The sequence below is a fragment of the Actinomycetospora chlora genome (assembly GCF_039542135.1).
GTDB lineage: Bacteria > Actinomycetota > Actinomycetes > Mycobacteriales > Pseudonocardiaceae > Actinomycetospora > Actinomycetospora chlora.
In genome coordinates this window covers 13,514-39,017 of record NZ_BAABHO010000020.1, presented here as the reverse complement: position 1 = coordinate 39,017, position 25,504 = coordinate 13,514, and the positions used below count along the sequence as shown (strand labels likewise).

Sequence of the window (25,504 nt, the reverse complement as noted above, 5' to 3'; positions counted from 1 at the left end):
CGACGGGGAGTTCGGACGCGTAGACGCAGCGAACAGGCCGTTCGCTGGAGCAGCGGGTCAGTCCTCGGTCGGGGGCGGGATGTCCGAGTCCGGGTCGGCGGCCGGGGCCGGCGGGGGCTCGCCGCGCAGGGACGCCAGGAGGTCCGGCAGCTCGTCGGGCTTGAACAGCACGTCACGGGCCTTGGAACCCTCCGACGGGCCGACGACGCCGCGGGTCTCGAGCAGGTCCATGAGCCGGCCGGCCTTGGCGAACCCGACCCGCAGCTTGCGCTGCAGCATCGACGTCGACCCGAACTGGCTGGTGACGATGAGCTCCGCCGCCGCGACGACGAGCTCGAGGTCGTCGCCGATGTCCGGGTCGATCTCCTTCTTCTCCCCGGCGGCCTCGGTCGTGACGGCCTCGTTGTAGTCCGGGTCGGCCTGCTCCTTGCAGTGGTCGACCACCGCCGCGATCTCGTCGTCGGCGATGTAGGCGCCCTGCAGGCGGTTCGTCTTGCCCGCGCCCATGGGCAGGAACAGCGCGTCGCCCATGCCGATGAGCTTCTCGGCGCCGGGCTGGTCGAGGATGACGCGGCTGTCGGTCAGCGAGGACGTCGCGAACGCCAGCCGGGACGGCACGTTCGTCTTGATCAGACCGGTGACGACGTCGACGGACGGGCGCTGGGTGGCGAGCACCAGGTGGATGCCGGCGGCGCGCGCCTTCTGGGTGATGCGGACGATCGCGTCCTCGACGTCGCGGGGCGCGGTCATCATGAGGTCGGCGAGCTCGTCGACGATCGCGAGGATGTAGGGGTACGGGCGGTAGACGCGCTCCGACCCCGGCGGCGCCTGGATCTCCCCCGAGCGCACCTTGCGGTTGAAGTCGTCGATGTGTCGCACGCGGTTGGCCTGCATGTCCGCGTAGCGCTGCTCCATCTCCTCGACCAGCCACTGCAGTGCCGTGGCCGCCTTCTTCGGCGAGGTGATGATCGGCGTGATGAGGTGCGGGATGCCCTCGTAGGGCGTCAGCTCGACCATCTTCGGGTCGATGAGGATCATCCGGACCTCGTCGGGCGTGGCCCGCGAGAGCAGCGAGACGAGCATGGAGTTCACGAAGCTCGACTTGCCGGAGCCCGTCGAGCCCGCCACCAGCAGGTGGGGCATCTTCGCGAGGTTGGCCGTGACCATCCGGCCCTCGATGTCCTTGCCGAGGCCGATGACCATGGGGTGGGTCTCGGCCCGGGCCGTCGGCGAGGTCAGGACGTCGGCGAGGCGGACCATCTCGCGGTCGGTGTTGGGCACCTCGATGCCCACCGCCGACTTGCCCGGGATCGGCGCCAGCAGCAGCACGCGGTCGGTCGCCGCCGCGTACGCGAGGTTGCGGTGCAGCGCCGTGATCTTCTCGACCTTCACGCCGTGGCCGAGCTCGACCTCGTAGCGCGTGACGGTCGGGCCGCGGGTGAAGCCGGTGACCTCGGCGTCGACCTTGAACTGCTCGAGGACCCCGGTGATCGCCTCGATCATGGCGTCGTTGGCGGCGCTGCGGGCCTTCGGCGGCTCGCCGGGGGTGAGCAGGTCCGGCGGCGGGAGCCGGTAGTCGCCGTCGGTCTCGCGGTGCGAGCTGAACGACGTCGCGGCCTGCGGGTCGGTCTCGGTCTCCTCCGGCGGCTCGGGCGCGACCGGCGGCGGGGTGGCCGCCCGCGCCGGGGCCTTCGGCCGCTTCGCCGGCGGCGGCTCCGGTGCCGGCTCGTCCTCGGGCTCCCGGGTCAGGTCGGGCACGGCCGCCGCCGCCCGGTCGCGGTGCCGGGCGGGGTGGGCGGCCGCGTCGTCGTCGGCGCCCGGCTCGTCCGCCGCGGCGTCGTCGCCCTTCTTCCGCCGGCGCCGGGGGATCTCGGTGGTGGGCGCGGTGCCGTCCGGGTCGTCATCGACGTCGACGTCGTCCGGGCCGCCCCACTCGTCGTCCGGGTGCTCACCGGTGACGAGCAGCCGCAGCCGCTCGCCGACCTCGCGCACCGGCGTCCCGGTGAGCACGAGCAGCCCGTAGAGCCCGACGAGCACGAGGACGATCCCGGCGAGCCAGGAGGTGACGCCGCGGGCCAGCGGGTCGGCGACGACGGCGCCGAGCACGCCCCCGGCCCCGCGGCGGCCGGCGAGGTCCGCCGGCGCCCCGCCGATCAGGTGCCACACGGCGAGCACCGCGACGGCCAGCAGCAGCGCCCCGACGACGGAGCGCGGCCGTGTCTCGGGTGACGGGTCGGTGCGCAGGAGGATCACGGCGACGCCGACGAGCACCACGGGCAGGACGAGCGCCGCAGCACCGATGACGGTGCGCAGCCCGATGTCGAGGCCGGTGCCGACCGGGCCGCCCGCGCCCCACCACACCCCGGCGGCCGTGAGCACGGCGAGCACGACGAGCCCGAGGGCGACGCCGTCGCGGCGGTGGGCGGCGTCGACGTCACGGGCGCGCCCGAGCGTGCGCACGAGCGAGCCGAGCCCGCGGGCGGTGAGCACCCAACCCGTGCGCAGCGAGCGGACGATCGGCCCGGGGCCGCGGCGGCGGGCGGGCTGGCGCCCCTTCTGCGGTGCGCGGCCGGCAGGGCGGCCGCCCTTCGCGGGTCGTCGCGGCTGCTGCGGAGAGCGGGTGGTCGTGCCACCGCCCCGTGGGCGCGGGGTGCGGCCCCCGGTGAGCGGACGGCTGCGGTCCGAGCCCCCACGCTGGTCTCGTGTCTCCGTCCGGCCGGCCATGCCGCCACGGTATCCCGCGGGCACCACGGGTCCCGGTAACCACACGCGCCCCGCCCGATCGGGCCGGCGGATCAGCCCCCGTGACGGTGGGTGATCTCGTCGTGCCAGACCGAGGTCTTGGTGCAGTAGTCCGGGGCGACGGGGACGTCGCGCTCGTCGAGGAGCTGCTCGAAGCCCGACGCGGTCGCCTCCACCTCCGGCGGGTCGCAGCGCGTCGAGAGCTCCACCAGCTCGCGCCCGCTGGGGAACCGGAAGTGCTCCAGGTCGACCCGGCGCAGGCCCAGGTGCGGGGCCCCCACCTTCACCCGCCGCACCACCAGCGGCCCGTGCACGTGCAGCTCGGAGAGGCGGGCGTCGTCGACCACCTCGCTGCCGCCCTCGCACGCCCAGCCGCACTGGGTCATCGAGAGCAGGTCGCGCGACTTCGTCGAGCCGGCGATGACGGCGGCGGCCGTGGACGAGTCGATGTCCCGGCGCACCTCGATGTCCTTCCACACGCCGGAGGGGACGACGTCGTACTCCACGCGCGCGCCGCGGGGCCGGTAGCAGCCGAGCTCGGTGCCGCGGCGGCGCGCGGAGACCGCGAGGTCGAACTTCCCGCGGGCCCGGCGGCGCAGCCGCAGCTCCACCCCGGCGCGCAGGAAGTCCAGGTCAGCGGTGTCGAGGAGGTAGGTCTGACGGACGCTCCACGTGGGGGCGTGCCGGCCCGCGAGGGCCTCCGCCGCGGCTCCCGCCGGCGGCACGAGCAGGGTCTTCAGCTCGATGCTGTCGGCGTGCGTGCCGTGGGTGGCCAACCACGCGAGCGCCTCGGCCGTCCCGAACCTGCCCACCTGCGACCGACCTCCCACCGGACGGTGCATCCGCCCCCCGACAGCGGTTCCGCCCCGACCGCGACCCTAGCCGCGCCCCGTGACGCGCGACACCTACCGCGGTGGACCCCCTCCGGTCGTACAGGGGCGTCCGTACGCCCACCGGTCGTTCCGGTGTCCGGAACGACACGGGAGGCCACGCTGCGTGGTTCCTCCAGGCGAGAGCACTGATCGAGACCGCCGCCGGAGATCGATCCACGGTGACGCCCGGTCGCCCCTTGCCGACAGGCGGTCATCTCCCTACTGTCTCCTGTGGCTCAGCACACACCGCTCGACGGCCGTGATCGTCCGGTCGTCGCCGAGATGCGTGTGTCCTGCCGCCCAGTGGTCGACGTCGTCGGCCTGACGGTCGAGTGACCGGTGGCGGCCCGCAGCCTCCTCCCGCACCCGGCCCGAGTCGGCGACGCACCGCGACCCGCGGCGTCCACCGGTCCGCACCGGACGCGTCGCGCGGGCAGAGAGCACCTCGACGGCGTCGCGCCGCCGCGGGCAGGAGGGACATCCATGAGGAGGTACGTCGGATGACGTCCACAGATCGATCGGACGAGCTGCACGCCGCCGGCCTGGACGGGCAGAACAGGACCGCCCTGGGCCGGCTCCTCGGTACCGGCAGCATCGGGCACGCCGAGGTCGGCGACGACGGGATCATGCGGGCCACGGTCCGCATCCCCGAGGACGAGCTGATCTTCGAGCCCTCGATCGTGGTCTTCCCCGAGGGCGGCGAGGTCGAGCTCACGCTCATCAACGACGACAAGAACACCCACTGCGCGGTGCTGCCCCACAACGGTGACCCCAAGATCATTTGGTTGGTCAACCACTCGAAGGGCACGGCTCGCCTCTCGCTGGGCGGCCCCGGCACCTACTACTACGGCTCCACGACCGGCAACGACGAGGGCCGCGGGCTCACGGCGGCGCTCGTGTTCGGCGGCGAGGTCCCCGACGACGCGAAGCAGGACCGTCCGCCGCAGCCGCGCCCGTAGCCCCCCACGCGCAGAGACCGGAGAGGAAACCGATGACCGACTACGTGGACGCCGGCGAGGCCGTCCCGCACCGCACCCTGTCCGCCACCAAGGGCCAGGCCCCGGCGACGAGTGACGTCAACTACGAGCGCATCCTGCAGGCCCGCAGCGAGCCGGAGAACTGGCTCACCTACTACGGCGCCTACGACGGGCAGCGCTACAGCACGCTGGACCAGATCAACAAGGACAACGTCAAGCGCCTGACCCCGGCGTGGGTCTTCCAGGCCGGCATGAACGGCCTGCACTCCGGCGCGTCGACCTACTCGTTCGAGGCCTGCCCGCTGGTCGTCGAGGGCGTCATGTACGTCACCGGCCCGGACGGCAAGATCTGGGCGATCGACGCGGCCACCGGCGAGGAGCTGTGGCGCTACAAGCACGCCTCGCCGTACGACGTGTCGCTCTGCTGCGGCAACGTGAACCGCGGCTGCGCCGTGGGCCACGGCAAGGTCTACATGTACACGCTCAACGCCCACCTCATCGCGCTCGACGCGCAGACCGGCGAGCTGGTCTGGGACGTCGTCAACGGTGACGTGCGCGCGGGCGAGAGCGGCTCGGTCGCCCCGCTGATCGTCAAGGACATGGTCATCGTCGGCTCCGCCGGCGGCGAGTTCGGCCTCCGCGGCCACATGGACGCCTTCGACGCGCAGACCGGCGAGCGGCGCTGGCGCACCTACACGATCCCGAAGCCGGGCGAGCCCGGCTCGGAGACGTGGGGCGACGAGGCCGGCGAGGCGTGGCAGCGCGGCGGGGCCAACTGCTGGGTCACCTCGACCTACGACCCCGAGCTCGAGCTGCTGTTCCAGGGCACCGGCAACCCGGCGCCCGACTTCGACGGTGAGGTCCGCCCCGGCGACAACCTCTACACCGACTCGACCATCGCGGTCGACGTGAACACCGGCGAGATCCGCTGGCACTACCAGTTCACGCCCCACGACCTGTGGGACTACGACTCGACGATGGAGAACCTGCTCTTCGACGCGCCCGACGGCCGCAAGCTGCTCGCGCACGCCGACAAGAACGGCTACTTCTTCGTGCTCGACCGCACCAACGGCGAGCTGGTGCGCGTCTTCCCCTTCGTCGACCGCATCACCTGGGGCGAGATCACGCCGGACGGCAAGGTCACGCCGAAGGTGTACCCGGACGAGGAGGGTGTGCCCGTCCACTTCTGGCCCGGCCCGGCCGGCGGCAAGGAGTGGACGCACATGTCGTACAACCCGAACACCGGGTTGATCTACGTGCCCGTCCAGGAGGTCGGGGCGACGGCGACCCGCCGCCGCCGCGAGTTCCGCGAGAGCATCCCCTACTGGGGCGCCGGTGTGGCCGTCGACCTCGACGACTTCTATGGCTACGTCGCCGCGATCGACCCGCTCACGGGCGAGGAGAAGTGGCGCTGGAACAACGAGTACCCGATGTGCGCCTCGACGCTGAGCACGGCCGGCGGCCTGGTCTTCCAGGGCACCCCGACGGGCGAGCTCGTCGCGCTGGACGCGGACACCGGCGAGAAGCTCTACTCGTTCCAGTGCGGCAGCGGTCACCACTCGAGCCCGTCGACCTACTCGGTCAACGGACGCCAGTACGTGGCCGTGCCGACCGGTTGGGGCGGCTGGGTCGAGGGCTTCCTGCCCGGCCTGCTCGGCGCCTCCGCCGGTGACGCGCTCTTCGTCTTCGCCCTGCCCGAGAGCTGACACCCGCTCCACCACCCGGAGCCATGATCGGAAGGAGAAATCGCATGGAGATGCACGACTGGGAGACCCCGCAGTTCGAGGAGATCGGCGTCGCGCCCGAGGTGACGATGTACGTCGCCCAGATGGACGACTGACCGACACCGCACCGTGAAGGGGCGCCGGAGCAATCCGGCGCCCCTTTGCGATGTCTCCCTCCCCCACTCCCCGGAGATCCGCCAGGAGATGCGATGACCGTCGAGCAGACCGAGGCGCCGGCCGAGGCCACGCGCTGGCTCTGCGAAATGTGTGGATTCATCTATGATCCGGAGGAGGGCGATCCCGACAGCGGTATCCCGCCGGGCACGCCCTTCGAGGACATCCCGGACGACTGGATGTGTCCGATCTGCGGAGCCGAGAAGTCGGACTTCCGCGCGCTGGAGCCGGGCGAGTTCCCGGAGATGTGAGGGTGCAGCCGAAATGATCACCGGGTACGGCCACTTCGTCCAGCTCGCCGAGTCGCTGCAGTGGGACGAGACCACCATCGACCTGACCGCCGACGCCGAGGCGTGGCCCAAGCTCGAGCAGGAGGAGTTCGACCAGGTCCTCGGGCTTCTCGCCGGCTTCTGCGTCGGCGAGACCTCCGTCGCCACGCACCTGACCTCGTTCCAGAGCGCGGCCAGCACGGACGACCGCATGGTCGAGGTCCTGCAGGCCCAGGCCCGGGACGAGGCCCGGCACGCCCGGTTCTTCGACCGGGTCGTGCGCGAGGTCGCCGAGATCCCGGGCGACACCATGGCCGACCGCATCGACGCGCTGCGCGATCGCATCAGCCCGGACCTCCTCGAGCTGTTCGAGGAGCGCCTGCCGGCGACCGCGGCGCGGGTCGCCGAGGACCACGAGCAGCTCACCGCCGCGGTCGGGCTCTACCACATGATCCTCGAGGGCGTGGTGCTCACGGCCGGGCAGCACGCGCTGCTGCAGGCCCTCAAGGGGTGCTCGGTCAAGATGCCGGGCATGGTCAAGGGAATGGAGCTCGTCCTGCGCGACGAGCGCTGGCACATCGGTTTCGGCTCACGCGTGATCCAGAGCGCGGACGTCGTCGACGACCAGATGGAGGAATTGCTCACGCAGGGGGTGAAAGCCGCGTCGGCATGGGGCGACCTGATCTCCCACGACGACATCAAGCACGTCGAGCACCTCCACCAGCGGCGACTCAAGTCCGTCGGCATCAAGTTCTGGTGATCGCCCGAACCCCTGCCGCGGCGACGCCACGGCGGGTATGTTGACCTTCGTCGACAGAAAGGAGGTGGCAGGAGACATGGAGTCGATCTCCACCTGGGAGACGCCGGAGTTCGAGGAATTCGGCGTCGCCCCCGAGGTGACCATGTACGTCGCCCAGCTCGACTGACGACATCGGGTGCAGGGGCGTCGGGCACGTCCCGGCGCCCCTGTCGCCGTCGTACCCCCTGGAGGAATCAGCGATGTGGCTGCGGGTGCTCGGCGCCGGCGCGGGTGGCGGTTTCCCCCAGTGGAACTGCGGGTGCCCCGGCTGCCGCGCGGTGCGCGAGGGCTCGCGTCCCGCGACGCCGCGCACGCAGTCGTCGATCGCGGTGAGCGTCGACCGCTCGACGTGGTTCCTCGTCAACGCCTCCCCCGACCTGCGGGCCCAGATCGAGGCCACCCGCGCGCTGCACCCCCGCGCCGGCCGTGACAGCCCGATCGCGGCGGTGCTGCTCACCGACGCCGAGCTCGACCACACGATGGGCCTGCTGCTGCTGCGCGAGGGCCCGGGCGTCACGGTCCACGCCACCGACGCGTCGTTCGCGACGCTGCGCGAGGGCACCGGATTCCTCACCGCCCTGGAGCGCTACACCGAGGTCGAGCGCCGGCGAGTGGTGCCGGGCGAGTCCGTCGCCCTCGCCGAGGGCCTGAGCTACACGGCGTTCGACGTGCCGACGGTGAAGAAGGCCAGGTTCGGGGGCGGCGCGGACAGCGAGGGCCGGGTCGTCGGCTACCGCTTCACCGACACCGCCACCGGGCGCACCGCCGTGTACCTGCCGGGCGTGCAGGAGATCGTGCCGGCGGTGCACGACGAGCTCGCGGCCGCCGACGTCGTCCTCGTCGACGGCACCACCTGGACCGACGACGAGATGATCCGCCTGGGCCTCGCGTCGAAGACCGCGCGGGACATGGGGCACCTGGCCGTGGGCAGGCCCGGCGGGAGCCTCGAGGTCCTCGCGTCCCTGCCGGCCGAGCGCCGGATCTACGTGCACATCAACAACACGAACCCGATGCTGCTCGAGGACTCCCCCGAGTACGCCGAGGTCGTCGCCCGCGGGGTCGAGGTCGCCCCCGACGGGCTCGAGGTGGAGGTCTGAGAGTGACCACGGTGCAGGCGACGAACGGCCACGGGACGCGTGCCGACAGGGGTGCCGCGGTCGGCCCCGACGAGCTCGTCGAACGGCTGCGCGCCCAGGCGACGCGGTACCACAGCGAGCACGACTTCCACGTGCGGATGAACGCCGGCGAGCTCTCGCCCGCGCAGATCCGGGGCTGGGTGGCCAACCGCTTCTGCTACCAGGAGGCCATCCCCCGCAAGGACGCCGCGATCCTCGGCAACTGTCCCGACCGCGAGGTCCGCCAGCGCTGGATCCGGCGGATCACCGACCACGACGGCACCGACACCACCGAGGGCGGCATCGAGGCGTGGCTGCGCCTGGGCGAGGCCTGCGGCGTGCCCCGGGAGGAGATGGAGGACGGCCGGCACATCGTCCCCACCGTGCGGTTCTCCGTCGACGCCTACGTGACCTTCGCGCGCACCCGGCCGTGGCTGGAGGCCGTCGCGTCGTCGCTCACGGAGCTGTTCGCGCCGGGCCTCATGGCCGAGCGCCTCGCGGCGTTCGAGAAGCACTACACGTGGATCGAGCGCGACGGGCTCGACTACTTCCGCAACCGCCTGCACCAGGCGCCGCGCGACTCCGAGCACGCCCTGGAGATCGTCAAGGAACGCTGCCGCACGGCCGAGCAGCAGGACGCCGCGGTCGCCGCGCTGGCGTTCAAGAACGACGTGCTCTGGAGCATGATGGACGGCATCGACAAGGCCTACCCGGCGTGACCGGTACCGTTCCGCTCACCGGCCGCCCCGCGCTGACGCGCGGGGCGAAGATGCGGTGGGACAAGGCACGGGACCGCCACGTGTTGCTCGGGCCGGAGACGGTCGTGGTGCTCAACCCCACCGGCGCCGACATCCTCGGCCTCTGCGACGGGGCGCGCAGCGTCGCGGACATCGTCGACGAGCTCGGCCGCCGCTACGACCGCGTCGTCGACGAGGAGGTCTCCGGGTTCCTGGAGAAGCTCGTCGCGCGGCGCTGGGTGGTGATCAGCGATGACTGACCTCGACGGACCGCTGGGCCTGCTGGCCGAGCTGACGCACGCGTGCCCGCTGTCGTGCGCGTACTGCTCCAACCCGCTGGAGCTCACGAAGCGCTCGCAGGAGCTGAAGACCGACGACTGGCGCCGGGTGCTCGACCAGGCCGCCGACCTCGGCGTGCTGCAGGGCCACTTCTCCGGCGGCGAGCCGCTGCTGCGCCGCGACGTCGTCGACCTCGTGGCCCACGCGAGCGGGCTGGGGATGTACACCAACCTCGTGACCAGCGCGATCGGGCTGTCGCGCCCACGCGCCGAGGCGCTGCACGCGGCCGGGCTCGACCACGTGCAGGTCTCGATCCAGGCCGACGAGCCGGTGCTCTCGGACCGCCTGGCCGGCATCTCCTCGTTCGACAAGAAGATGGAGGCCGCGCGGCTGGTGAAGGAGCTCGGCTGGCCGCTGACGCTCAACGTCGTGCTGCACCGGCAGAACATCGACCGGATCGGCGCCATCCTCGACCGCGTCGAGGAGCTGGAGGCCGACCGCGTCGAGCTCGCCAACACCCAGTACTACGGGTGGGCGCTGCGCAACCGGTCGGCGCTGCTGCCGAGCCGCGAGCAGCTCGAGCACGCCGAGGCCGTGACCCGGGAGGCCCGCGAGCGCCTGCGGGGCCGCACCGACGTCATCTACGTGATCCCCGACTACTACGCGCAGTACCCCAAGCCGTGCATGGGCGGGTGGGGATCGCGCCAGCTCGTGGTGGGCCCGGAGGGCAACGCGTGGCCGTGCCTGGCCGCGCACGAGCTGCCGCTGCCGCCCGCGAACGTCCGCGAGCACGACCTCGCGTGGATCTGGCGCGACTCGCCGCTGTTCGGCGCGTTCCGCGGCACCGACTGGATGCCCGACCCGTGCGCGAGCTGCGACCGCCGCGAGGTCGACCTCGGCGGCTGCCGCTGCCAGGCGTTCCAGCTGACCGGGGACATGCACCGCACCGACCCGGTCTGCGTCCTGTCGCCGGACCGGCACCTCGTCGACGAGGCGGTGGCGGCGGCCAACGACCCGGCCGGGCCCGCCACGCCGGCCCGCGAGCCGGTGCTCGTGCCGATGCCGGAGCTGGTCTCGCGGCCGCACCGCGCGGACTGACCGTCCGGACGGGGTAATCCGGTCATTCCGGGCCCTAGGCTCGGCCGATCCGGACCCCGGAGAGAGGAGGCCCCGCCATGTCGGGTGGTGGAGGGAAGATCGAGCAGCGGGTGATCCTGACGCGTCAGGAGGCCGCGCGGTGGCTGCACGAGGTGGCGTCGGCGCTCGAGGCGGGCGGCACCGCCGAGATCTCGCTCGTCGGGCCGACGGTGGCGCTGAACCTCCCGGAGGAGGAGTTCGAGGTCGAGCTGGAGCTCGAGCCGTACGGCGACAAGGTGGAGCTCGAGATCGAGTTCGTGTGGCCGCGGCGCGATGCGACCTCCAACCACCGCACGACGGTCGCGGCGCCGCAGGCCCTGCGCTGAGATCCCGGCGCTGAGATCCCGGCGCGCGATCGCGGACGGGTCATTGCGGTGCCGGACCGCGACCGGTAACCATGCCGTGTGTCCGTGGTCGCGATCACCTTCGCCCTCGTCGCCCTGGCGGAGATCGCGGACACCAGCGGGCTCGTGACGCTCGTGCTCGCCACCCGCTTCCCGGCGCGGTGGGTGCTGCTCGGTGTGTTCGCCGGGATGCTCGTGCACGTCGGCGTGGCGATCGCGGCCGGCAGCCTCGTCTCGCTGCTCCCGCAACGCCCGCTCGAGGCGGTCCTCGCCGTCGTCCTGCTCGTCGGCGCGGTGCTGCTGTGGCGCGAGGGCAACGAGGACGACGACGATGATGACGACGACGAGGTCGGCGGCCAGGCGCCGCGCACCCGGTGGGGCGTGTTCGCGACGGCGTTCGGGGTCACCGCGCTCTCCGAGCTCGCCGACCCGTCACAGATCCTCACGGCCGCGCTGACCGCCCGGTACGGCGACCCGCTGCTCGTCGCGATCGGGGCGCTCCTCGGCCTGTGGGCGGTGTCGGCGATCGCGGTGTACGGAGGCAACCGGCTGCGGCGCTACGTCCCGGTGGTGTGGATCACGCGGGTGGCCGCCGCGATCATGGTCGTGCTCGCGGTGATCAGCGCGGTCGACGCGATCCGCGGCTGAGGGACGACCCGCGGTGCTCGCGATCCTCGAGTTCGCCCTCGGCCTCGCGGTGCTGGTCTACAGCGCGGAGAAGCTGATCGGCCTCCTGGTCGGCGTCGCCAGCCGCTGGGCGATCTCGCTGTTCCTCGTCGCCGTCGTCTTCACCGGGATCGAGTTCGACGACCTCGCGTTCGGCGTCGTGCTGTCCGTCGAGGACCTCCGCGACGTCGCGCTCGGCACCGTCATCGGCACCACGGTGGCCCTCACGGGCGTGGTGCTCGCGCTGGCCGCGATCGTCGCGCCCACCGCCGTCGAGGTGCCGCGCGACTACCTGGGGCTGTTCGCCGCCGCCCCCGTCGTCCTCTACGCGCTCGCCCTGACCGGGACGCTGGGGACCGCCGCGGCGGTGGTGCTCCTCGTGCTGTTCGCGGGGTTCGTCGGGTGGGTCGCGCTGCGCGAGTACGGCGCGCGGCGCCCGGTGTGGCGGCACGCGGGGCTCTACGAGCAGCTCGACCACGCCACCCTCGGCGGCGGCCGGGCACCGGGTCGCCCCGGGCAGGCCCCGGCGCCGCGGCGGCTCGACGTGCCGCCCGGCCTGCGGATCGACCGGGGCTTCCTGCGCGCCCGGCGGCACTCCCCCGGCGGCGCCCTGGCGCTGGCCCTGCTCGCCCTGGCGGGCGTCGTCGTCGGCGCCGTCGTCGCCGGCGAGGGCACCGAGGCGGTCCTGCGGACCTCCGGGCTCTCGGGGACGGTCTTCGGCGTCACGGTCGCGACCCTCGCGCTCTCGCTCGAGGACGTCCTGCTCACCGTCGAGCCCGCCCGCCGCGGCGCCCCCGAGATCGGCGTGGCGAACGTCGTCGGCAGCGTGGTGTTCTCCGTGACCGGCAAGCTCGCGATCGTCCTGCTCGCCGGCGGCGCCGTCACCGTCACGCCCGACGTCCTGCGCTGGCACCTGCCGGTGCTGGTGCTGATGACCGGGCTCGCGGCCACGTTCCTCGCGACCGGACGGCTGCGGCGCTGGCACGGGGTCGTGCTGCTCGGCCTCTACGCCGCGTACTTCGCGGTCAGCCTGGCGGCGTTCGGGGCGGCACCGCTCGGCGGCTGACCGGCCTCAGGGCGGGCCGGCCGACCAGTCGTGCCCGGAGAGGCCGGTCCGCGCACCCGGCAGCTCGACGTAGTGGTCGAGGGCCGCGAGCAGCAGGGACGGGTCGGTGTCGAGCCCGGCCGTGGGCAGCACCAGCGTGCGGACGCCGTCGGGCCGACCGGGCGGGCCCGCCGTGAGGTGCTCGACGAGCGGCGTCACCGGCACGTCGACGACGTCGAGCGCGACCCGGCGCGGACGCCCGTCGGCGTGCTCCGGGCCGTGGGAGCGCACGGCGAGGACGTGGCCCCACGGGAGGGCGACGCCGTCGCGCCGGGTGTCGATCTCCACGCCGTCGGCGGTCAGGGCGATCGCCCGCAGCCGCCGGCCCCGCCCGTAGCGGGCGACGAGGGCCCACCGGGGGGTCCGCCCGGGCCGCTCGCGGCGGCGCGGGCCGACCCCGCGCGCGGTCCTCACGGCACCCCGGCGAGCAGCAGCACCGCGGTGGTGACGCCCGCGCCCACCACCAGGCCGGCGAGCACCTGCGCGAGCGTGTGCGCCCGCAGGACCAGGCGCGCCCAGCCGACCACCGGCACCGCGAGCCACGAGAGCCCCCACCAGGGACCGCCCAGCAGCGTCAGCACCGCGGCCGCCGCCGCGACGACGGCGGTGTGGAAGCTGACCTTCCACACCAGCGTGATCCCCGTCGCCACCCCGACGGTGACGAGCACGGCGAGCTGCAGCGCGGTGATCGCCCGGGGCGCGCCCGCCGCCAGCAGCACCACGACCCCGACCGCCACCGAGAGCGCCGCCAGGCCCAGCGGCACCGCCCGCTGCTCGCGTTCGCGCAGGTGGTGGTCGGTGTAGCGCCCGGTGCGCACGCCGCGGTCGACGATGAACGCCGGGATCGCCACGGTGAACAGCATCCCGATCAGCGACCACGCCACCCCCGCCGGCCCGGCCGCCAGCGCCCCGACCACCGGGTAGAGCACGGCGAGCAGCAGCGTCGGCGACGTCACCGTCGTGACGAGCGCGGCGGCGCGCCGGGCGCGCGTCGCGGCGACGGGGACGGTCACGCACCGGAGCCTAGGCGGCGCCGGAGATCACGCAGGTGGTAGGCAGGGCCCGTGAGTCGGGACGCACAGCTCGTGCTGGCCGTGGTGACGGCGCCACCGGGGCGTCTGCTGCTCGTCCACCGGCCGGGCGAGATGCCGCCCGCGGTGCTGCCCGGCGGGCGGCCGCAGGCCAAGGAGTCGCCCGGCGCGACCGCCGAGCGCGGCTGCCGCGAGGAGACCGGCGTCGAGATCCGCGCGGGCCGCCAGCTCGGGCGGCTCAACGTCGACGGCATCGCGACGATCTACGTCGCCGCGAGCCCCCGCTACGACGTCGACCCGGAGGCCATCCCCGACAGCGTCCGCGCGGGCTGGTACCTCCACGACCAGGTCGACCTCGTGCTGCCGGACCTCTGGGCGCCGGTGCGGGCGCACCTGGCCAAGACGATCCGGCGGCGCTGAGGCACGAAGCATCAAGAGGAGCACGCCGATGGGGGAGCTGCCGACCGGGAGGCCGAGGTCAGACCGGCAGGACCGTCGGGACGATCATCGGGCGGCGGCGGTAGGTCTCCCCCACCCACTTGCCGACGACGCGGCGCACCGCCTGGGCGATGCGGTGGGTGTCGGTGATGCCCTCGGCCTCCGTGCGCGAGAGCTCCATCTCGACCAGCGACACGACGTCCTCGAGCGCCTTGGGGTCGTCGGAGAAACCCCGCCCGGAGATGCGCGGCGGTGCCACCGCGCGCCCGGTGGCGGCCTCGACGGCGACCGTGATGGCGATGAAGCCGCCCTCGCCCAGGACGAGACGGTCCGAGAGCGTCGACTCGCCGACGTCACCGACCTGGTTGCCGTCGACGTAGACGTGCCCGACCTCGACCCGCCCGGAGATCGCCGCGTGCCCGTCGACGAGGTCGACGACCACGCCGTCCTCGGCGATCACGACGTTCTCGACGCCGGTGCGCCGCGCGATCTCGGCGTTGGCCCGCAGGTGGCGCCACTCGCCGTGCACCGGCATGACGTTGCGCGGCCGCAGCGCGTTGTAGAGGAACAGCAGCTCGCCCGCCGACGCGTGCCCGGAGACGTGCACGCGGGCGACGCCGGAGTGCACGACCTCGGCGCCGAGGCGGGTCAGGCCGTTGATGACGGCGAAGACGGCCGTCTCGTTGCCGGGGATGAGGCTCGAGAGCAGCACGACGGTGTCGCCCGGCACGATCGTGATCTGCCGGTGGTCGCCGCGGGCCATCCGCCCGAGCGCCGAGAGCGGCTCCCCCTGGGACCCGGTCGAGACCAGGACGACGTCGGACTCGGGCATCGCGAGGGCGTCGTCGAGGTCGACCAGCAGCCCCTCGGGCACGCGGAGCAGGCCGAGGTCGGTGGCGATGCCCATGTTGCGGACCATCGAGCGGCCCGTGAAGCACACCTTGCGGCCGTGCTGCGCGGCGGCGTCGAGCACCTGCTGGACACGGTGCACGTGGCTCGCGAAGCAGGCGACGATCAGTCGGCTCGGCGCCTTGCGGAACACGTCGTCGATCACCGGGGCGATGTCGCGCTCCGGGGTGACGAAGCCGGGGACCTCGGCGTTCGTGGAGTCGACGAGCAGCAGGTCGACGCCCTCGTCGCCGAGCCGCGAGAAGCCGGCGAGGTCGGTCAGCCGCCCGTCGAGGGGCAGCTGGTCGAGCTTGATGTCGCCGGTGTGCAGCACCGTGCCGCCCGGGGTGCGGACGGCGACCGCCAGCGCGTCGGGGATCGAGTGGTTCACCGCGAAGAACTCGCAGTCGAACGTCCCGTGGTGGTTGCGCTCGCCCTCGCGGACCTCGAGCAGCCGCGGCGTGAGCTGGTGCTCCTTGCACTTGGCCGCGACCAGGGCGAGCGTGAAGCGCGAGCCGACGACGAGCAGGTCCGGGCGCTGGCGCAGCAGGAACGGCACGGCACCGATGTGGTCCTCGTGCCCGTGCGTGAGCACCAGCGCGTCGACGGCGTCGAGGCGGTCCTCGACGGCGCGGAAGTCCGGCAGGATCAGGTCGACCCCGGGTGAGTCCTCGGAGGGGAACAGCACCCCGCAGTCGACGATGAGCAGCCGGCCGCCGTACTCCAGCACGGTCATGTTGCGGCCGATCTCGCCGATGCCGCCGAGCGCGACGACGCGCAGCGCCCCCTCGGGCGTCGGCGGCGGCGTGCCCTCGGAGCCGGGGACCGACTGGGTGGGGACGCCGGAGCCGCGGGCGCAGTCGTGGTCGTGCTGGCCCTGCTGCTGGCCCTGCTGCTGGCCCTGCTGCCGGCCCTGCTGCTGGCCCTGGTCGGGGCGGCGGGCGGTGGAGCGGCTCATCGGACGGTCCCCGGGGTGGGGGTGGTACGGGCGGTGATCGGGTCCTCCTGGGACTGCGACTGGGATGTGCTGGTGCGGGTGCGGCTCACAGGCCGCGGTCGAGCGCCATGACCGCGGCGACGTCGGCGGGCTCGCCCTCGGGGTGCACGACGCACTCGTCGCGCCCCGCGGCGTGCAGGAGCAGCTCACCGGGCTCACCGGTGAGGATGACGGTGCGGGGCCCCGAGCGCACGGCGTGCTCCTCACCGTCGGGGCGGCGCAGCGTGACGGCCACCGGGCTGGAGCGGTAGCTCAGCCGCCCGAGGAGGCCGGCCATGCGCCACAGCTGGCGGTCGCGCGCCGCGTCCGGCGGGCGGGGCGACCAGCCCGACTGCGCGCGGCGCACGTCCTCGTGGTGGATGAAGAACTCCTGGACGTCGACGGCGCGCAGCGGCGGCAGCGCCATCGGGCACCAGAACGGCGGGCCGGAGCGCAGCGTGCCCACCAGCTCGCCGAACTCGCCGCGCGCCACCTGCGACTGCACGTGCTGCGTCCAGCCGGCGAGCGGCGGGATGAGGATGCCCGGCGCCGCGTCGGGACGGCGCTCGCGGGTGATGAGGTGGGCGAGGAGGTCGCGCGTCGTCCAGTCGCCGCACAGCGTCGGCTCGTCCGGGCCGAGCCGCAGGAACAGGTCGGCGAGATCGCGACGCTCGGCGTCGGCGATCTGGGCGGCACTCATGGACTCCTCCTACCCGGTGGCCGCGCGACGATCACGCCGGCGACCTCGCGGGGTCACCCCTCGGCGACGAACGGGCTGCTCGCGACCTCGGAGCCGCCGGGCAGCCGGGTGATCTCGAAGTCGGCGAACACGTTGGGGACCTCGGCCTGCAGGATCTTCAGGCAGGCGACGGCGAGGTCGCGGATCTCGACGTCGGCGTGCTCGCTCGCGCGCATGGCGATGAAGTGGCGCCAGGCGCGGTAGTTGCCGGTGACGACGATGCGCGTCTCGGTGGCGTTGGGCAGCACGGCGCGCGCGGCCTGGCGGGCCTGCTTGCGGCGCAGCGTGCGGTTGGGCTCGTCGGCGAAGCGCTCCTCGAGCCCGGCGAGCAGCTTCTCGTACGACGCGAGGGCGGCGGCGCTCGCCTCGGCGAACAGCTGGTGCAGCTCGGGGTCGTCGGCGATGACGTCGGGCTCGACCATGGCCGCGTCGCGCTCGGGCACGTAGCGCTGGGAGAGCTGCGAGTAGGAGAAGTGCCGGTGGCGGATCAGCTCGTGGGTGAGGCTGCGCGACATGCCGGTGAGGTAGAAGCTGACGGTGCCGTGCTCGAGCACCGAGAGGTGCCCGACCTCGAGGATGTGGCGCAGGTAGCCCGCGTTGCTGGCCGTCGCCGGGTTGGGCTTGCTCCACGACTGGTAGCAGGCCCGGCCCGCGAACTCCGCGAGCGCCTGGCCGCCGTCGGCGTCGGTCTCCCACGGCACCCCGGGCGGCGCGCGGAACTCGGTCTTCGCGATGAGCGTGACCTCGGGCTGAACGGTCTCCGGCACGGCTCCACGGTAAATGACACCATCATGGTGGCGGCCACGCTGGCATGGTGTCACAGTGGTGTCATGGACCTGACACCGTACGTCTCCTCCCTCCGGGACGACCTCGCCGCGGCGGCCGCCGTCGGCGACGAGGCCACCACGCGCGCTGCCGGCTCGCTCGCCGCCGCCCTCGAGCCCGCCGTCCGGCTGGCGCTGATGAACGCCCTGTCCGACCTCGCCGGCGAGGTCACCGAGGCCCTCGGCGACCGCACGGTCTCGCTGCGCCTGGCCGGGCGCGAGGTGGACGTGGTCGTCGACCGTCGCGACGGCGGTGCCGGCGGTGCTGACGAGGGCTTCTACGCCGGCCCGTCGTCGTCCCCCTTCGCCGGGGCGCCGAACGGCGGCGGCCCCGGGGGCCCGCACCGCCAGACGCCGCCCCCGCCGCCGCCCGGCCCGGGCTTCCCCGGCGGCTTCGGGGGTCCCGGCGGTCCGGACGTCGGCGACATCTCGCGGATGACGCTGCGCCTGGTCGACCAGATCAAGGGCCAGGCCGAGAAGGCCGCCGCCGCACAGGGCATGTCGCTGAACTCGTGGATCGGCCAGGCCGTGCAGGGCGCCCTGCGCCAGCACGGCGGTCCGCGCGGCGGCTCGTGGGGCGGCTGGGACGGTGGCTGGGACCGCGGGCGGGGTGAGAGCCGCGACGAGAGCCGCGACGAGAACTGGCGCAAGGGCTGGGACCAGGGGGCACCGGGCGGGTCCGGCACGACCGGCAGCACCGGGTCCGGCCCGTCCGCCCCGCCGTCCACCCCGCCGTCCACCCCGAAGGACGACGGTGACGACGGCGGCGTCGACGGGTGGGTGAAGGGGTGACCGCCCCGGCGCGCGAGGCCGTCGGCCACGGACCGGGGCCCGCGGACCTCGACCTCGCCCTCGACGCCGGCACGGTCCGCGTCCACCTCGACGACGCGGAGACCACCGACCCGGGCGCGGACACCGTCCGCGTGCGGGTGGAGGTCGACCCGGACGCCCCGCCCGGCTGGCTGCGGGGGCTGTCGGGGCTGCTCGGCCTCCTCGGGAGCTTCGGCGGTGGCAGCGCTCCGCAGGACCCCGACGAACGCGCCGCGGCCGCCGTCGCCGCGACGACCGTCGACTGGAACGAAGACGCCCGGCGCCTCACGGTGCGCGGGCCGCGGGAGACCGCGCTGCGCGGCATCCCGCTCGCCGTCACCGTCCGGGCCCCCGCCGGGTCGTCGCTGCGGCTGCGGGCCGGCGCCGCGCGCGTGCGCGTCGAGGGCCGCGCGGACGAGGTGTCGGTGCACGGCAACGGCGAGGTCGACCTCGACGAGGTCACCGGGCGCGCCGAGCTGCGCTGCGGGGCCGGCGAGGTGCGCGTCGCCCGTCTCGGCGGCCCGCTGCGCATGACCGGCGGGGCGGGCGGGGTGCGGATCGACCACGTCCTGGGCCCCGCCGAGATCACCACGGGCGCCGGGCGGGTGCGGCTCGGCGAGGTCCGGGCGGACGTCGCCGTGCGCGCCGCGGCGGGCGACGTCGAGATCGCGGACGCCGTGGCCGGCGACGTCGAGCTCGGCACGGGCGTCGGGTCGCTGTGGGTGGGCGTGCACGCCGGCGTCGACGCCCAGGTCCGCCTCGACGCGACCGTCGGCCGGGTGCGCAGCGAGCTCCCGGTGCGCCCCGAGCGACCCGAGACCGTCGACGGCGGCCCGCTGCGCGTGCGCGCCCGCACCGGCGCCGGCGACGTCACCGTCGCCACCGCCCGCACCCCGGCGCTGCCCACCGCGTCGTGACCCGCCCCCGGAACGAGCGAGGGGGCCCTCCGGTCGGCTAGATCGACCGAAGGGCCCCCTCGCTCAGGGCCGCGGTGGCGCTCCCCGTTCTGGCCAGGGGCGCCCCTCGCCCGTCTATCCGACCGAGGGTGCCCCTCGCTCAGCACGGGGGTGCGCGGTACGACGCGCCTAGTCCGAGCGCGCGCCCGCCAGGGTGGCGCCGAGGACGTCGTGGTTGAGCTGGGAGATCGTCGCCAGCGGGATACCCTTGGGGCACACCTCGTGGCAGGCCCCGACGTTGGTGCAGCCGCCGAAGTCCAGCTCGTCCTGCTTGGCGAGCATGTTGACCGCCCGGGTCTGGCGCTCGGGCTGCCCCTGCGGGAGCAGGCCGAGGTGGGTCACCTTGGCCGCGGTGAACAGCATCGAGCTGCCGTTCGGGCAGGCCGCGACGCAGGCGCCGCAACCGATGCAGGTGGCCGCGTCGAACGCGTCGTCGGCCGACACCTTGTCCACCGGGATCGCGTGCGCCTCGGGCGCCGATCCCGTGTTGACCGAGACGTAGCCGCCGGCCTTGATGATCTCGTCGAAGGCGCTGCGGTCGGTGACGAGGTCCTTCACCACCGGGAACGCCCGGGCCCGCCACGGCTCGATGTCGATGGTGTCGCCGTCGTCGAAGTGCCGCATGTGCAGCTGGCACGTCGTGGTGTTCTTCTGCGGGCCGTGCGGGGTCCCGTTGATGACCATCGCGCACGAGCCGCAGATGCCCTCACGGCAGTCGTGGTCGAAGGACACCGGGTCCTTGCCGTCCAGCTGCAGCTTCTCGTTGAGCACGTCGAGCATCTCGAGGAACGACATGTCCGGCTCGACGTCGTCGAGGGTGTACTTCTGCATCTTGCCCTTGGCGTCGGGTGACGCCTGGCGCCAGATGCGCAGGGTGAGCTTCACGATCGGACTCCGCTACTTGTAGCTGCGCTGGCTCGGGTGCACGTAGTCGAACTCGAGGTCCTCCTTGTGCAGCACCGGCCGCTGGTGGTCTCCGCCGTACTCCCAGGCCGCGACGTACGAGAAGTTCTCGTCGTCGCGCTGGGCCTCGCCGTCCTCGGTCTGGTGCTCGACGCGGAAGTGGCCGCCGCACGACTCCTCGCGGTGCAGCGCGTCGATGCACATGAGCTCGGCGAGCTCCATGAAGTCGGCGACGCGGCCGGCCTTCTCGAGCGACTGGTTGAAGCCGTCACCGGTGCCGACGATCTTCACGTCGCGCCAGAACTCCTCGCGCAGCGAGGGGATCCGGTCGAGGGCCTTCTCCAGGCCCTCCTTGCTGCGGGCCATGCCGCACTGGTCCCAGACCAGCTGGCCGAGCTCGCGGTGGAACGAGTCGACGGTGCGGTGGCCGTTGGCCGAGAGCAGCTTGTCGATGCGCGAGCGGGTGGCCTCGACCGCCTCGGTGACGGCCGGGTGGTCGTCGGGCACCTCGTCGAACGGGGCGTCGGCGAGGTAGTCGGCCACCGTCGTCGGCAGCACGAAGTAGCCGTCGGACAGGCCCTGCATCAGCGCCGAAGCGCCGAGGCGGTTGGCGCCGTGGTCGGAGAAGTTGGCCTCGCCGCCCACGAACAGGCCCGGGATCGTCGAGCGCAGGTCGTAGTCGACCCACAGCCCGCCCATCGTGTAGTGGATGGCCGGGTAGATGCGCATCGGGACCTCGTACGGGTCGTCACCGGTGATGCGCTGGTACATCTCGAAGAGGTTGCCGTACTTGGCCTCGACGGCGTGGCGCCCGAGGCGCTCGATGGCGTCCTTGAAATCGAGGTACACGCCCAGCCCACCGGGCCCGACGCCGTGCTCGGCGTCGCACATGTTCTTCGCAGCGCGCGAGGCGATGTCGCGCGGGACGAGGTTGCCGAACGCCGGGTACTGGCGCTCCAGGTAGTAGTCGCGCTCGTCCTCGGGGATGTCGTTCGGGTGGCGGTCGTCGCCGCGCTCCTTGGGCACCCACACCCGGCCGTCGTTGCGCAGCGACTCCGACATCAGCGTCAGCTTCGACTGGTACTCGCCGGAGACCGGGATGCAGGTCGGGTGGATCTGCGTGTAGCAGGGGTTCGCGAACAGCGCGCCCCGCTTGTGCGCCCGCCAGGCCGCCGTGACGTTCGAGCCCTTGGCGTTGGTCGACAGGTAGTAGACGTTGCCGTAGCCGCCCGAGCAGAGGATGACCGCGTCGGCGAGGTGGGTCTCGACCGCGCCGGTGAACAGGTTGCGGGTGACGATCCCGCGCGCCTTCCCGTCCACGACGATGAGGTCGAGCATCTCGGTGCGCGGGTGCATCTCGACGGTGCCGGCCGCGACCTGCCGCTCCAGGGCCTGGTACGCGCCGAGCAGGAGCTGCTGGCCCGTCTGCCCGCGGGCGTAGAAGGTGCGCGAGACCTGCGTGCCACCGAAGGAGCGCGTGTCGAGCAGGCCGGAGTACTCGCGGGCGAACGGCACGCCCTGCGCCACGCACTGGTCGATGATGTTGAGGCTGACCTCGGCCAGGCGGTGGACGTTCGACTCCCGCGAGCGGAAGTCGCCGCCCTTGACGGTGTCGTAGAACAGGCGGTGCACCGAGTCGCCGTCGTAGCGGTAGTTCTTCGCGGCGTTGATGCCGCCCTGCGCGGCGATGGAGTGCGCGCGGCGCGGGCTGTCCTGGAAGCAGAACGACTTCACGTGGTAGCCGGCCTCGCCCAGCGTGGCCGCCGCGGCGCCGCCGGCCAGGCCGGTGCCCACGACGATGACGCTCATCTTGCGGCGGTTGGCCGGGTTGACCAGGCGCGCGGAGAACTTGCGGTCGTTCCACCGGTCGCCGATCGGGCTGTCCGGGGCGCGGGTGTCGGCGATCGCGTCGCCGACGACGTAGCGGCCCTCGCCCTGCGTGGCGGTGGGCTCTTGCTGCAGTTCCGACATGGTCACCTCACCAGACCGGTCATGACCGAGATCGGGATGATCACGAAACCGATCGTGATCACCGCGGCCACGACGAACGAGAAGGTCTTGAGCGCGTTCTGCTTGAGAGCGCTGTTCCGGCCGAAGGTCTGGATCGCCGACCACAGGCCGTGCCGGATGTGGAGGCCCAGCGCGACGACGGCCAGGATGTAGAAGATCGCGACGACGGGCCGGTCGAAGCTGGCGACGAGCTTTTCGTAGGCGCCCGCCCCGGGCGGCGCGGGGTTCACGGTGCCGGTCGTCAGGTCGAGGATGTGCCAGATCACGAACAGACCGACGATCACCCCGCCCCAGCGCATGGTGCGAGCGGCGTAGCTGCCCTCCCACTTCTGCCGGTGCTGGTACCCGATCGGCCGTGCCCGCTTCGCGCGGTACCAGAGCGCGAACGCCGCCCAGACGTGCAGCACGACGCTGCCGAGCAGGACCACGCGCAGGACCCAGAGCACCCCGGAGTAGCCGAAGATGTCCGCGCCGAGGGTGCGGAGGTGCTCGGAGTAGTCGTCGAACGCCGTGATCCCGAAGAAGATCTTCAGGTTGCCGAGCATGTGGGCGATGACGAAGAGCAGGAAGATCCCACCGGTCACCGCCATGACCGACTTCTTCCCGACGGACGAGCCCCACGTCCTCGAGACGATGTTGCGCTGCGGGGTGATGACCACGTGAGGACGGTAAGTCGAGCAACCCCCAAGCGCTAATGCATGCCACACGGCCGTGCCATAGCGTGGAGCTATGGCGATGACCATCAAACAGCTCAGCTACTTCCTCGCTGTGGTGGACACGGGCCGGTTCACGCAGGCAGCGGCCCTGTGCCGGGTCGCCCAGCCGACGCTGAGCAAGCAGATCCGCAGCTTGGAGGAGGACCTGGGCGAGACGTTGCTCACGCGCGGTCACGACAACGTCACACCCACTCCGGCGGGCGAGGCCCTCCTGCCGCTCGCCCGGCGCATCGTCGCCGACTCCGAGACGGCCCGGATGGAGATCGCCGAGCTCGCCGGCCTGCGCCGGGGCCGCCTGCGTCTGGGGGCGACGCCGAGCCTGTGCGTCAGCGTCGTCGCCGACGTGCTCGAGGTCTTCCACGGCCGCTACCCGGGCATCGCCATCCAGATCTCCGAGGGCGGCTCGCAGGACCTCGTCGCCGACCTGCAGCGCGGCCAGCTCGACGTCGCGCTCGTCATCGACCGCACCGAGGCCGTCTCCGACCTCGCCCTCACCCCGGTGCTGCGAGAGGAGCTCGTCGTGGTCGCCGGCCGCGGGTGGCCCGACCTCGGCGCCCACATCGGCGTCGCCGAGCTCGCCGAGTACCCGCTCGTGGTCAACCGGCCCGGCTACGAGCTGCGCGAGGTGACGCTCGCGGCGTGCGCCGCCGCCGGGGTCACCCCGCGCATCGCCGTCGAGGGCGGCGAGATGGACGCCGTGCTGCGGATGGTGGAGCGGGGCCTCGGCGTCGCGATCGTGCCGAGCCTCGTGCTCGCCGGGCACCCGTCACTGCGCGCGACCCGGCTCGACGGCGGGGCCTGGAGCCACCGCACGATCTCGCTGGCCCACCGCACCGACGTCGCCCCCACCCGCGCCGCCCAGGCCTTCCGCGAGGACCTGCTGGCCGTGCTCGCCCGCACCGCGCGCACGGGCCACCTGCCGCCCGGGGTGCGCTACGTCCACCCCCCCACGTTGTCGGCCTGAGCCTTGACCGCCTGAGAAAGGGCGGGCGCCAGGTCGCCGCCCTCGACCACCACGCCCTCGAGACCGAGCCACCCGGCCATCGTCGCGAGCTCGGCGGCGAGGGCGTCGGCGACGCGGGCCTCGCCGGGGTGGTCGCGCCCGCCCTCGAGGAACGCCCCGGGCACCCGCAGCACGCCCGCGACCCGGTCGGCCTTGAGGTCGACCCGCGCGACCAGCCGGCCGTCGAGCAGGAACGGGAAGACGTAGTAGCCGTGCGTGCGCTTCTCGGCGGGCGTGTAGATCCCGATGCGGTAGTGGAAGTCGAACAGCCGCAGCGTGCGCGCCCGGAACCAGATCAGCGGGTCGAACGGCGCGAGCAGCGCCTGCCCGGTGACCCGCCGCGGCCGCGGGGCGTCGGGAGACAGGTAGGCGGGGGCACCCCAGCCCTCCACCTCGACCGGCACCAGCTCGCCGGCGTCGACGAGCTCGGCCACCGCGGCCTGGCTCTCACCGGGCGGCAGGCGGAAGTAGTCGCGCAGGTCCGGCTCGGTGGCCACGCCGAGGGCACCCGCGGCGTGCCGGGTGAGCGCGCGCATCGCCTCCTCGCGGGCCGGCTCGCGGGCCAGGACGTCGGCCGGGAGCACGCGCTCGGGCACCTCGTAGGCGCGGCGGAAGCCCCGCCGCGTGCCCGTGGTGAGCGCGCCGGTGGCGAACAGGTGCTCGCAGGCCACCTTGACGTCCGAGCGCTGCCACCAGCCGCCGTACGCGCGGGCCCGCCGGTCGCCGGCGTCGCCGAGCACCTCCGCGACCTCCGACGCCTCGAGCGGCCCGTGCTGCGCCACCGCGTCGTGCACGGCGTCGAGGACGTCGGGCCGGTGGTCGAGCGCCGCGCCGAGCCACCGGCTGGTGCGTGCGGAGTTGTCGCGCATCCGCCAGCGGAACAGCGGCCAGTCCTCCACCGGCAGCAGGCTCGCCTCGTGCACCCAGTACTCGACGAGCGTGCGGCGCCGGCCCTCCGCCCGCGTGCGCGGCCAGGCCAGCGCGTCGAGCGCGTCGCGGTCGTACGGGCCCAGCCGGGAGAACAGCGGCGCGTAGTGCGCGCGCACGGCGACGTTGACCGAGTCGAGCTGCAGCAGCCCGAGACGCCGGACCCCGGCGTCGAGCGTGCCCCGGGTGGGCCGCCCGCGCCGGGCCGGCCCGGCGAGGCCCTGCGCCGCCACGGCCGTGCGCCGCGCCTGCGCCGCCGACATCGTCTCCACGGGGCCGATCCTGCCGGAGACCCCCGACAGGAGACGTAGCGGAGCGGAGCTCGACCATCGACACAGCGGGC

At 73.4% G+C, this 25,504-nt stretch carries 28 protein-coding genes; 17 read left to right on the top strand and 11 right to left on the bottom strand.

What is annotated here, in order from left to right:
* Nucleotides 1–57: 57 nt before the first annotated feature.
* Nucleotides 58–2,724 carry a DNA translocase FtsK gene (locus ABD994_RS14195; RefSeq protein ID WP_345415555.1) on the bottom strand — a complete coding sequence of 889 codons (2,667 nt, stop codon included), beginning with the start codon at nt 2,722–2,724 and terminating at the stop codon, nt 58–60.
* A gap of 71 nt (nt 2,725–2,795) precedes the next feature.
* On the bottom strand, nt 2,796–3,554 hold the full coding sequence (locus ABD994_RS14190) for a CYTH domain-containing protein (protein ID WP_345415552.1): 759 nt from the start codon (nt 3,552–3,554) through the stop codon (nt 2,796–2,798).
* A 560-nt stretch (nt 3,555–4,114) separates the two neighbouring features.
* Here ABD994_RS14190 and ABD994_RS14185 point away from each other — a divergent pair.
* The 13 genes from ABD994_RS14185 to ABD994_RS14125 all read left to right on the top strand — a co-directional run bounded on the left by ABD994_RS14185 (nt 4,115) and on the right by ABD994_RS14125 (nt 12,901).
* The gene (locus tag ABD994_RS14185) at nt 4,115–4,573 is read left to right on the top strand and encodes an MSMEG_3727 family PQQ-associated protein (protein WP_345415548.1); all 459 of its coding nucleotides are present in this window, start codon (nt 4,115–4,117) and stop codon (nt 4,571–4,573) included.
* Nucleotides 4,574–4,605: 32 nt separating this feature from the next.
* A complete protein-coding gene (locus ABD994_RS14180; RefSeq protein WP_345415545.1) occupies nt 4,606–6,297 on the top strand; it encodes a PQQ-dependent dehydrogenase, methanol/ethanol family in 1,692 nt (563 codons plus the stop codon).
* 44 nt (nt 6,298–6,341) lie between these two features.
* Nucleotides 6,342–6,431 carry a pyrroloquinoline quinone precursor peptide PqqA gene (pqqA, locus tag ABD994_RS14175; protein WP_345415542.1) on the top strand — a complete coding sequence of 30 codons (90 nt, stop codon included), beginning with the start codon at nt 6,342–6,344 and terminating at the stop codon, nt 6,429–6,431.
* Nucleotides 6,432–6,524: 93 nt separating this feature from the next.
* Nucleotides 6,525–6,740 carry a rubredoxin gene (gene rd / locus ABD994_RS14170; RefSeq protein WP_345415539.1) on the top strand — a complete coding sequence of 72 codons (216 nt, stop codon included), beginning with the start codon at nt 6,525–6,527 and terminating at the stop codon, nt 6,738–6,740.
* Nucleotides 6,741–6,753: 13 nt separating this feature from the next.
* Nucleotides 6,754–7,518: a ribonucleotide-diphosphate reductase subunit beta gene (locus ABD994_RS14165; RefSeq protein ID WP_345415536.1), complete on the top strand. Its 765-nt coding sequence runs from the start codon at nt 6,754–6,756 to the stop codon at nt 7,516–7,518.
* A 76-nt stretch (nt 7,519–7,594) separates the two neighbouring features.
* Nucleotides 7,595–7,684, top strand: coding sequence for a pyrroloquinoline quinone precursor peptide PqqA (pqqA, locus tag ABD994_RS14160; RefSeq protein ID WP_345415533.1), 90 nt, complete (start codon nt 7,595–7,597; stop codon nt 7,682–7,684).
* Between the two features lie 73 nt (nt 7,685–7,757).
* A complete protein-coding gene (pqqB, locus tag ABD994_RS14155; protein ID WP_345415530.1) occupies nt 7,758–8,654 on the top strand; it encodes a pyrroloquinoline quinone biosynthesis protein PqqB in 897 nt (298 codons plus the stop codon).
* 11 nt (nt 8,655–8,665) lie between these two features.
* Nucleotides 8,666–9,391 carry a pyrroloquinoline-quinone synthase PqqC gene (gene pqqC / locus ABD994_RS14150; protein WP_425550060.1) on the top strand — a complete coding sequence of 242 codons (726 nt, stop codon included), beginning with the start codon at nt 8,666–8,668 and terminating at the stop codon, nt 9,389–9,391.
* On the top strand, nt 9,388–9,669 hold the full coding sequence (pqqD, locus tag ABD994_RS14145) for a pyrroloquinoline quinone biosynthesis peptide chaperone PqqD (protein WP_345415524.1): 282 nt from the start codon (nt 9,388–9,390) through the stop codon (nt 9,667–9,669). The genes pqqC and pqqD overlap by 4 nt, the downstream gene beginning before the upstream one ends.
* The gene (gene pqqE, locus ABD994_RS14140) at nt 9,662–10,786 is read left to right on the top strand and encodes a pyrroloquinoline quinone biosynthesis protein PqqE (RefSeq protein WP_345415521.1); all 1,125 of its coding nucleotides are present in this window, start codon (nt 9,662–9,664) and stop codon (nt 10,784–10,786) included. Before pqqD ends, pqqE begins: the two co-directional genes overlap by 8 nt.
* 77 nt (nt 10,787–10,863) lie before the next feature.
* Entirely contained in the window at nt 10,864–11,151 is a 288-nt protein-coding gene (locus ABD994_RS14135) for an amphi-Trp domain-containing protein (RefSeq protein WP_345415518.1), read from the top strand.
* Between the two features lie 84 nt (nt 11,152–11,235).
* Nucleotides 11,236–11,817: a TMEM165/GDT1 family protein gene (locus tag ABD994_RS14130; RefSeq protein ID WP_345415515.1), complete on the top strand. Its 582-nt coding sequence runs from the start codon at nt 11,236–11,238 to the stop codon at nt 11,815–11,817.
* A gap of 13 nt (nt 11,818–11,830) precedes the next feature.
* The gene (locus tag ABD994_RS14125; RefSeq protein ID WP_345415512.1) at nt 11,831–12,901 is read left to right on the top strand and encodes a sodium:calcium antiporter; all 1,071 of its coding nucleotides are present in this window, start codon (nt 11,831–11,833) and stop codon (nt 12,899–12,901) included.
* Between the two features lie 6 nt (nt 12,902–12,907).
* Here ABD994_RS14125 and ABD994_RS14120 read toward each other — a convergent pair whose 3' ends face one another.
* On the bottom strand, nt 12,908–13,354 hold the full coding sequence (locus ABD994_RS14120; protein WP_345415509.1) for a hypothetical protein: 447 nt from the start codon (nt 13,352–13,354) through the stop codon (nt 12,908–12,910).
* The gene (locus ABD994_RS14115) at nt 13,351–13,953 is read right to left on the bottom strand and encodes a hypothetical protein (protein WP_345415506.1); all 603 of its coding nucleotides are present in this window, start codon (nt 13,951–13,953) and stop codon (nt 13,351–13,353) included. The genes ABD994_RS14120 and ABD994_RS14115 overlap by 4 nt, the downstream gene beginning before the upstream one ends.
* A 51-nt stretch (nt 13,954–14,004) precedes the next feature.
* On the opposite strand from ABD994_RS14115, the gene ABD994_RS14110 reads away from it, so the two are divergent.
* On the top strand, nt 14,005–14,391 hold the full coding sequence (locus tag ABD994_RS14110; protein WP_345415503.1) for an NUDIX hydrolase: 387 nt from the start codon (nt 14,005–14,007) through the stop codon (nt 14,389–14,391).
* Nucleotides 14,392–14,449: 58 nt separating this feature from the next.
* Here the strand turns inward: ABD994_RS14110 and ABD994_RS14105 are convergent, their stop codons facing one another.
* From ABD994_RS14105 to thyX, 3 genes are all read right to left on the bottom strand, one after another.
* On the bottom strand, nt 14,450–16,255 hold the full coding sequence (locus tag ABD994_RS14105) for a ribonuclease J (RefSeq protein WP_345415500.1): 1,806 nt from the start codon (nt 16,253–16,255) through the stop codon (nt 14,450–14,452).
* Nucleotides 16,256–16,340: 85 nt separating this feature from the next.
* Nucleotides 16,341–16,973, bottom strand: a complete 633-nt coding sequence (locus ABD994_RS14100; protein ID WP_345415497.1) for a TIGR03085 family metal-binding protein — start codon at nt 16,971–16,973, stop codon at nt 16,341–16,343.
* Nucleotides 16,974–17,026: 53 nt separating this feature from the next.
* The gene (thyX, locus tag ABD994_RS14095) at nt 17,027–17,779 is read right to left on the bottom strand and encodes an FAD-dependent thymidylate synthase (RefSeq protein WP_345415495.1); all 753 of its coding nucleotides are present in this window, start codon (nt 17,777–17,779) and stop codon (nt 17,027–17,029) included.
* 63 nt (nt 17,780–17,842) lie between these two features.
* Here thyX and ABD994_RS14090 point away from each other — a divergent pair, with 63 nt between their 5' ends.
* A complete protein-coding gene (locus ABD994_RS14090) occupies nt 17,843–18,628 on the top strand; it encodes a toxin-antitoxin system HicB family antitoxin (protein ID WP_345415492.1) in 786 nt (261 codons plus the stop codon).
* A complete protein-coding gene (locus tag ABD994_RS14085) occupies nt 18,625–19,563 on the top strand; it encodes a DUF4097 family beta strand repeat-containing protein (protein ID WP_345415489.1) in 939 nt (312 codons plus the stop codon). Before ABD994_RS14090 ends, ABD994_RS14085 begins: the two co-directional genes overlap by 4 nt.
* A 168-nt stretch (nt 19,564–19,731) precedes the next feature.
* Here the strand turns inward: ABD994_RS14085 and ABD994_RS14080 are convergent, their stop codons facing one another.
* Genes ABD994_RS14080 through ABD994_RS14070 form a run of 3 tightly spaced genes read right to left on the bottom strand, consistent with a single transcriptional unit; the run spans nt 19,732 to nt 23,174 of the window.
* Nucleotides 19,732–20,487 (bottom strand): succinate dehydrogenase/fumarate reductase iron-sulfur subunit, encoded by a 756-nt coding sequence (locus ABD994_RS14080; protein ID WP_345415484.1) that lies wholly within the window; start codon nt 20,485–20,487, stop codon nt 19,732–19,734.
* A gap of 12 nt (nt 20,488–20,499) precedes the next feature.
* On the bottom strand, nt 20,500–22,476 hold the full coding sequence (locus ABD994_RS14075) for a fumarate reductase/succinate dehydrogenase flavoprotein subunit (RefSeq protein ID WP_345415481.1): 1,977 nt from the start codon (nt 22,474–22,476) through the stop codon (nt 20,500–20,502).
* Between the two features lie 2 nt (nt 22,477–22,478).
* The gene (locus tag ABD994_RS14070; protein ID WP_345415477.1) at nt 22,479–23,174 is read right to left on the bottom strand and encodes a succinate dehydrogenase cytochrome b subunit; all 696 of its coding nucleotides are present in this window, start codon (nt 23,172–23,174) and stop codon (nt 22,479–22,481) included.
* A 76-nt stretch (nt 23,175–23,250) separates the two neighbouring features.
* Here ABD994_RS14070 and ABD994_RS14065 point away from each other — a divergent pair, with 76 nt between their 5' ends.
* Nucleotides 23,251–24,195: a LysR family transcriptional regulator gene (locus ABD994_RS14065; protein ID WP_345415474.1), complete on the top strand. Its 945-nt coding sequence runs from the start codon at nt 23,251–23,253 to the stop codon at nt 24,193–24,195.
* On the opposite strand, the gene ABD994_RS14060 is transcribed toward ABD994_RS14065, so the two are convergent.
* Nucleotides 24,165–25,424: a winged helix-turn-helix domain-containing protein gene (locus ABD994_RS14060; protein ID WP_345415728.1), complete on the bottom strand. Its 1,260-nt coding sequence runs from the start codon at nt 25,422–25,424 to the stop codon at nt 24,165–24,167. The genes ABD994_RS14065 and ABD994_RS14060 overlap by 31 nt on opposite strands.
* Between the last annotated feature and the right edge of the window lie 80 nt (nt 25,425–25,504).

Coding starts and splice junctions, on each gene's coding strand:
- ABD994_RS14195 (WP_345415555.1), bottom strand. CDS start 2,724: ATGGCCGGCCGGACGGAGACACGAGACCAGCGTGGGGGCTCGGACCGC.
- ABD994_RS14185 (WP_345415548.1), top strand. CDS start 4,115: ATGACGTCCACAGATCGATCGGACGAGCTGCACGCCGCCGGCCTGGAC.
- ABD994_RS14180 (WP_345415545.1), top strand. CDS start 4,606: ATGACCGACTACGTGGACGCCGGCGAGGCCGTCCCGCACCGCACCCTG.
- pqqA (WP_345415542.1), top strand. CDS start 6,342: ATGGAGATGCACGACTGGGAGACCCCGCAGTTCGAGGAGATCGGCGTC.
- rd (WP_345415539.1), top strand. CDS start 6,525: ATGACCGTCGAGCAGACCGAGGCGCCGGCCGAGGCCACGCGCTGGCTC.
- ABD994_RS14165 (WP_345415536.1), top strand. CDS start 6,754: ATGATCACCGGGTACGGCCACTTCGTCCAGCTCGCCGAGTCGCTGCAG.
- pqqA (WP_345415533.1), top strand. CDS start 7,595: ATGGAGTCGATCTCCACCTGGGAGACGCCGGAGTTCGAGGAATTCGGC.
- pqqB (WP_345415530.1), top strand. CDS start 7,758: ATGTGGCTGCGGGTGCTCGGCGCCGGCGCGGGTGGCGGTTTCCCCCAG.
- pqqE (WP_345415521.1), top strand. CDS start 9,662: ATGACTGACCTCGACGGACCGCTGGGCCTGCTGGCCGAGCTGACGCAC.
- ABD994_RS14135 (WP_345415518.1), top strand. CDS start 10,864: ATGTCGGGTGGTGGAGGGAAGATCGAGCAGCGGGTGATCCTGACGCGT.
- ABD994_RS14105 (WP_345415500.1), bottom strand. CDS start 16,255: ATGAGCCGCTCCACCGCCCGCCGCCCCGACCAGGGCCAGCAGCAGGGC.
- ABD994_RS14100 (WP_345415497.1), bottom strand. CDS start 16,973: ATGAGTGCCGCCCAGATCGCCGACGCCGAGCGTCGCGATCTCGCCGAC.
- ABD994_RS14090 (WP_345415492.1), top strand. CDS start 17,843: ATGGACCTGACACCGTACGTCTCCTCCCTCCGGGACGACCTCGCCGCG.
- ABD994_RS14075 (WP_345415481.1), bottom strand. CDS start 22,476: ATGTCGGAACTGCAGCAAGAGCCCACCGCCACGCAGGGCGAGGGCCGC.
- ABD994_RS14065 (WP_345415474.1), top strand. CDS start 23,251: ATGACCATCAAACAGCTCAGCTACTTCCTCGCTGTGGTGGACACGGGC.
- ABD994_RS14060 (WP_345415728.1), bottom strand. CDS start 25,424: ATGTCGGCGGCGCAGGCGCGGCGCACGGCCGTGGCGGCGCAGGGCCTC.